Genomic DNA, 6,265 nt, shown 5'->3' with positions numbered 1-6,265 from the left:
TGCTTAATCTCAAATATTTTCATCATTTGAAGTTTGTCTTTTCTAAACTCAGCACTGCTGAGCCATTTCTTGCTGCTTAGTCTAAACTCCAGTAATAAAGAACTCAATTGTTCTTTTAATTGTTGGTAACGCACACCATGAGTAATCCCAAATACCACTTGTAAGATAATTTATAAAGTGATATTTGACATTGATTTGTGTATATAAATATCTGTAGCTGATGTCCAAGTTTGTGTAAGATCTTCAGTAATTTGGCAAATTGTTTGTCCATAAGACTTTAAATTATCGCCATGAAATATTGGGAGTAATAGCTGCCGTTGTTGTTGGTGCGATCGCGCTTCTTGAAATACAATAGAATTCTCTCCAAACAAAGGTTTAAATACATGGGTTGCTTTTTTAAAATTTAACTTTTGTGCAGGGATGACAAAACAATCGCTAATTGCTTGGGGATGGCTAAAAAATACTATTGGTGGCGATTTTAAACCCATTACCTGCACTGTGAAAATTTCACCATACTTGGCAGCATAATTTTCTAGAGTTTTTGTGGGTTTAGCAATTAATTGCAGAGTTTGCAGCAACGCTGGTGTGCTAAGTATATTGGAATACACCTACTTAAATTACGTCTTTTGGTGATATTAAAATTTATTGTATTGATGTATGTAATCGGCCTTGAAATCCATTTTTTCACACTTGTAGTATATTAAAATCCCCCATAAACCTCCTTAAAATAGGACTATGGGGGATTTTTTAGAAGCATCGAAAATCTATCTAAATATATAGATGAATGTTGTAAGTTTGCTGAACGCAACCATCAAACCGCCCAGTATCAAACAGTGGTTGTCTGTAGAATGGAAGACTTCACCTGACGTTGACTCGTAACAACCATCTCAATGGGACGATCTGGGCCTGTCACCAAACCACGGCGCTTGGGTAGCACTTCACCTTTATTAACTAGTTCTAATTCCTTACTAGAAAGAATTTGAGCAAGTGCTAGTTTCATTTCCAACTGGGCAAAAGCTAGACCAATACAACGTCTTGCACCACCGCCAAAGGGCAAATATTCATAGGCAGAAAATTGCCGTTCTAAAAAGCGTTCTGGCTTAAACTGCTTAGGTTCTGGATAAATATCTTCCCGTTGATGGGTCAGATAAATAGAACCAAGTAGGACTGTACCGGGTTCTAGTTCATAACCGCCCAGCGATATCGGTGTTCTTACTCTTCTGGGAAAAGTTAGCATACCTACTGGGTAAATCCGCAATGTCTCGGAACAAACAGCGTTGAGATAAGGTAATTTAAAAACAGTGCTGGGGTCTGGATTATCGCCCAAGCTATTTAATTCTTGCAGTAGCTTTTGCCGCACTGATGGTATTTTGTGAATCCAGTAGAATGCCCATGCTAAGGCTGTCGCTGTAGTTTCGTGACCAGCGACTAACAGAGTCATCAATTCATCGCGCAACTCTTCATCAGTCATAGGTTGACCTGCTTCATCTCTAGCAGCCATGAGTAAGCTAAGAATATCCGTGCGTGATGAATCTGGTTGTTCTCGACGTTCCCGAATTTCCTCATAGATGAGTTGGTCAGCTTCTTGCTGAAGGCGCATCTGGTTTCCCCAGAAGTTAATCGGGCCAAAATCTCTTTGCAAAGCTGGAAAATAAAGCAAAGCCACACTTAACCGAGAACTGGCCTTTTCTAAAAGATCGCTCAAAAAATTCTGTAGTTTTTCGGCGCGAGGCCCTTCATGTAGACCAAATACAGCTTGCATAATCACCCGCAGGGTAATAGCTTGAGCAGCAGACCGAATATTAAAGGGTTTGCCTATCTGGTATTGGCTGATAACTTGCTTGGTGACATCGGTAATCACCTGGCTATAGTTCCGCATTCTTTCGCCGTGAAAGGGAGGCATTAACAACTGGCGGTGACGCTGGTGTTCTGCGCCGCTAATGCTAATCACAGAATGCTTTCCCAGCAAAGGTTCAAATACTTGATTCAGATCGCCAGCCGCTTCCAATTCCTTGGTATCAGTTGTCAAAATTTGCTGTTGTGCTAGGGGATTGCTGACAATTACCAAAGGAGGAAGATTTTTGTCTAATCTGAGAGTAAAAATCTCGCCATAGCTTTTGGCACAAGCCTCCATAAATGACATGGGATTAACAATCCAGCGCAGCATCTGTACAACTGCTGGAGTTTGCGGCCCATTTGGGAATTTCATAAATTTTTTTTCCTACTTAATATTTTTTTGCTACTTCAACTAACTGAAATTTTGGTTGAGTGACCATTTAAAGTACTTATTCTAACGTTGCAAAAAAGCAATAAACTGTTACAACCTCGAAGATGTAAAATTTTGGTTAAATTCAACGAGCATCTACAGTTTCACCTCATCGTCAAAAGGTACTCAGCATGACTGCAATCTCCCCAAAGGCATCTTCAGCACTTCCCAGTTTTTCTGAAGGAATTCAATATTTTGGTGAAGCCTTACCAGATTTTGAAACTTATGGTGCAACACCTGCTATTGAGTCGGGCAAAATAGCGATCGCATCTTCTACAGACAAAGCAGCTGTTTATCAAACTTTACTGGCTGCCGATTCCCTGCGCTACCTGACTTTGCAAGTTACCGCTAGTAAGGCTTCTGGGCATCCTGGCGGATTCGCCAGCCAAGCAGAAGCTTACGCATCTCTTGTCATGCTGGGATACAAAAACATTCTCACTGAAGTCGGACACCACGCCCCTGGATTTTATTGTGCCATGTTCTTGGATCGTTCCCTAGAGGATATGGGAATTTTTACAGTCCAACAATTGCGCGATCGCTTCCGAGAAAAACACGGACTTTTAGGACACCTTTCTGGTTTCATTCCCGGTATTCTTGCACCTGCGGGGCCTTTGGGACAAGGGCAACACTTTGCAATGGCGGCTGCACTGTTACACAAAGATAAGTTATTCCCCTTTACAGTTGGGGATGGTGGATTGGGTGAGCCTTATATTGTAAGTGCGATCGCCCACTTCCATACTGCTTATCCTGCTGTCACCAACTTTTTACCGATATTGGTGTGGAACGGTTACAGCCAAGAACATCACAGCATGGTTTCCTTAAAAACTAACCCAGAGATGCAAGCATATTGGCAAGGTAACGGTTTTGATGAAGTTGTGTTAGTGGATGCCAAGGATTTCGACGATCAAAATCAGCCGGGGGATTACGTTGATAGTACTGCTTTTTCCTTTGAGAAGCGCCTAGAATTTACTCAAGCAGTACTTTCGGGTGTAGATAAAGCCGCGCGATCGGCATTGGGTGGTAAACTTACCGTCTTCATTATTAAACAACTCAAAGGTGCAGGAGTCCACGCGCGGGGGGCAAAATCTCACAACCTCTATCCTAAAGATACGCTGGATGCGCCGCATATTATTAGTGCATTGCAAACCCGTGCTTTGTCTGCCCAAGCTTGGCAATTAGTCAGAACAAATGCAGAACGCGCCGGTGGTGGCCCAGCAGCAAAAACTGTGGTGACAGAATTTGAATTCCCATTACCAGAATTAGGCGAATTACCTTTAGAAGAATATGCAGTTGGAGGTGAAGCAAAAGTTTCCACAACCGCGATGGGACGATTGGTAGGAATAGTTGGAAATAAAGATCGAAATTTTCTTGTCACCAACGCTGATGGTAATGAAGCATCAGGAATTGCCAACATCAACCAAGCATTAAAGATTATCCATCCCACAACCGACGACTTATATAACCAAGCGCCAAATGGACAAGTTTATGAACCATTGAGTGAAGATGCTTGTGCCGGTTTAGCTGCGGGTTTGGCATTAATGGGTGCGAGAACTTTGTGGTGTTCTTACGAATCTTTTGCCATCAATGGATTACCAATTTGGCAAACTGTAACCCAATCAATGGCAGAATTGCGCCGTCAAACTCCCTCGACTATTACTTTATTCACAGCTGGCGCATTAGAGCAAGGGCGCAACGGTTGGACTCACCAACGTCCAGAAATTGAAGCTTACTTTGCTTCGCTGATGCGAAATGGAAATGTTTTCCCATTATTTCCCCCTGATGCTAATAGTATCCAAGCTTGTTATGACTGGGGACTGAAAACTAAGAATAAGGGAATTGTAATTACTGCAAGTAAAACACCGTTACCAATTCGCACCACTTTAGAACAAACTCGTCAAGGGTTGCGCGATGGTGCAGTGCTATTACATGAAATTGCTGGTGATAAACAAGTTGTATTTGCCGTAATTGGCGATATGACATTAATGCCAGTATTTGAAGCGGCTGCTTTTTTGGAAACTGAAGGTATTGGTGCCAAGATAGTTTCTATCATCAATCCTCGGCAATTGTATCGTCCTCATGATACTGCATGGGATACCTGTTCAGAACCCTATAGCGATTTCTTAGATGATGCGAAATTTGCCGAATTATTTGATGGCGATGCGCTAATTGCTGTGACAGGTGGTGCTGCGGGAATGCTAGAACCAATTCTGTTGCGGAGTACAGCCAAGCGCGACACCTTCGCTTGGAAGCGTGGGGAGACTACAGCTAGTGCTGGCGAGTTGATGGCGTTTAATGGATTGACTGCTGAAGCGTTGACGAAACGTGCGATCGCGTTAGTGCATTAAAGCTGCGATCGTCTTTTATTTTATCGCAAATATACGTATGGGAATGCTGAAAAATTGCGTTTAATGCGTATATTTGCGTTTTTTTATGACAACTTCTAAGGCATTGAGATTAGTTTAACGCGATGTGCGACTTATTTTTAAAACCCCTCTCCAAACCTCTCCCCGAAGCGGAGAGAGGCTTTGAATCTTACTCCCCTTCCCTCTCTTCGAGACGCTGCGCGAACGTAGGGAAGGGGCTGGGGGTTAGGTTTGAGATAAAGTTGCACACCGCGTTAGTTTATAAAATAAATATGGTTATATTTGCCGAAATTTTTTAACATTAACAGGTTTTCAAGTCGCAAAAGCTGCTTTTCAAGTCACAAAAGCTGCTTTTCAAGTCGCAAAAGCTGCTTTTCAAGTTGCAAAAGCTACTTTTCAAGTCACAAAAGCTAGTTTTTAAGTCGCAAAAGCTGCTTTTCAAGTCACAAAAGCTGCTTTTCAAGTCGCAAAAGTTGCTTTTCAAGTCGCAAAGGCTAGTTTACGAGTTCAAAACTTGATTCACAAGCCAGGATGAAACGCGATATTTTTATGGAAAACATGGCGTTTAATGGATTCACTGTGGAGGCTTGACGAAAAGTGCGATTGGCATTAGTGCATTAAGGCTAAATGTACCACTCCTGCCTGAGTTTATCTTAGGTGGGAGTTGTTAAAAAAATTATTTCATACTAGGTGGTATGGACAATAATAAGCTACTCAATTTATCATGTTTCTTAAGAAAAATTAAGGCATCCTGACTTAGCCAACCTGTTAACTTTTTAGCATGATCATAATTTACAACCAGATCATCAAAAGACATTTTTTTAGTACAAAAAATGGGTTCATGATGAAAAACACGGTTACGTAGCTCGCGTATTCCATGCAAATCCTTTCTAATTGAGGAAATATTACGTATAAGATTATACTTTTTAGGAGCGTCTGCGAAAATTTGACTAATATAATTTTGCCAAATTCTTCTTTCATAAGAGCGATTTATCATTCCTGTCCAAAAACCAAAAGTTAGATTGGCGGTTAATGTATCTTTTGTGATTAGCCTTTGAGTCTTTAAAAGCTTATATTTTGTTTTTTGTATTTCGTCCCACTCATAGTTCTTTTTTCCTGACGTCAAAGGTAGAAATTGTCCATCAAACCACTCTCCTTTATACCCATCGAACCAAGTATCTCCATAGTGCTTGACAAGTACACCACTAATTCGATTCCTTAAAGTTATTTCAAGTATGCAAAGTGTTGGGTAAATTGATTCTGATAGCCTCAGATTTAGTTTATATAGTTCTAAAGCCTGTTGCTCATCATGATTTGCAGCTTTGAGGTAGGTTGCTAGACGTGGCTCAGAAAAAATAGTACAGATGTCCTTATACACAGTAATATTTATATTTTCCTTACATAAAAATGTGATAGTTATGTCATAACTCTGATTAATGAGAGATTCAAGATACTTACATCCACGTTCCTTAGCCTATTATTTTATTGATCTTGAAAATTTTGCTGATAGTTGCTAAGATATATCACATAAGCCTTGGGAAACTCCTTGGAGCATAAAGCCAAGCACATCCAATGGTGTGCAAACACTAATACCGCGCTACTGCTGGCCATAATCTTAATTGTCTAACCAAAGGAA

Annotated in this window: 4 protein-coding genes; 1 reads left to right on the top strand and 3 read right to left on the bottom strand. The window is 40.9% G+C overall.

Annotated features, from left to right (window positions below; genetic code table 11):
- Window positions 1–170 precede the first annotated feature (170 nt).
- Together V7K60_RS16440 and V7K60_RS16435 are read right to left on the bottom strand one after the other, a co-directional pair.
- Window positions 171–608 carry a cytochrome P450 gene (locus V7K60_RS16440; RefSeq protein ID WP_334926920.1) on the bottom strand — a complete coding sequence of 146 codons (438 nt, stop codon included), beginning with the start codon at window positions 606–608 and terminating at the stop codon, window positions 171–173.
- A 218-nt stretch (window positions 609–826) separates the two neighbouring features.
- On the bottom strand, window positions 827–2,209 hold the full coding sequence (locus V7K60_RS16435; protein WP_334926919.1) for a cytochrome P450: 1,383 nt from the start codon (window positions 2,207–2,209) through the stop codon (window positions 827–829).
- A gap of 188 nt (window positions 2,210–2,397) precedes the next feature.
- On the opposite strand from V7K60_RS16435, the gene V7K60_RS16430 reads away from it, so the two are divergent.
- Complete coding sequence (locus V7K60_RS16430) at window positions 2,398–4,611, top strand: phosphoketolase (RefSeq protein ID WP_334926918.1); 2,214 nt, start codon at window positions 2,398–2,400, stop codon at window positions 4,609–4,611.
- A 694-nt stretch (window positions 4,612–5,305) separates the two neighbouring features.
- Here the strand turns inward: V7K60_RS16430 and V7K60_RS16425 are convergent.
- Window positions 5,306–6,007 (bottom strand): Abi family protein, encoded by a 702-nt coding sequence (locus V7K60_RS16425; protein WP_334926917.1) that lies wholly within the window; start codon window positions 6,005–6,007, stop codon window positions 5,306–5,308.
- Between the last annotated feature and the right edge of the window lie 258 nt (window positions 6,008–6,265).

It is taken from the genome of Nostoc sp. (assembly GCF_036917555.1).
Taxonomy (GTDB): domain Bacteria; phylum Cyanobacteriota; class Cyanobacteriia; order Cyanobacteriales; family Nostocaceae; genus Nostoc.
Note: the sequence above shows the minus strand (reverse complement) of the source record. Positions and strands in the feature narration are given on the sequence as shown.

What these genes read in the sequence shown, in the direction of transcription:
- V7K60_RS16430 (WP_334926918.1), top strand. Translation starts at nt 2,398, where the DNA reads ATGACTGCAATCTCCCCAAAGGCATCTTCAGCACTTCCCAGTTTTTCT.
- V7K60_RS16435 (WP_334926919.1), bottom strand. Translation starts at nt 2,209, where the DNA reads ATGAAATTCCCAAATGGGCCGCAAACTCCAGCAGTTGTACAGATGCTG.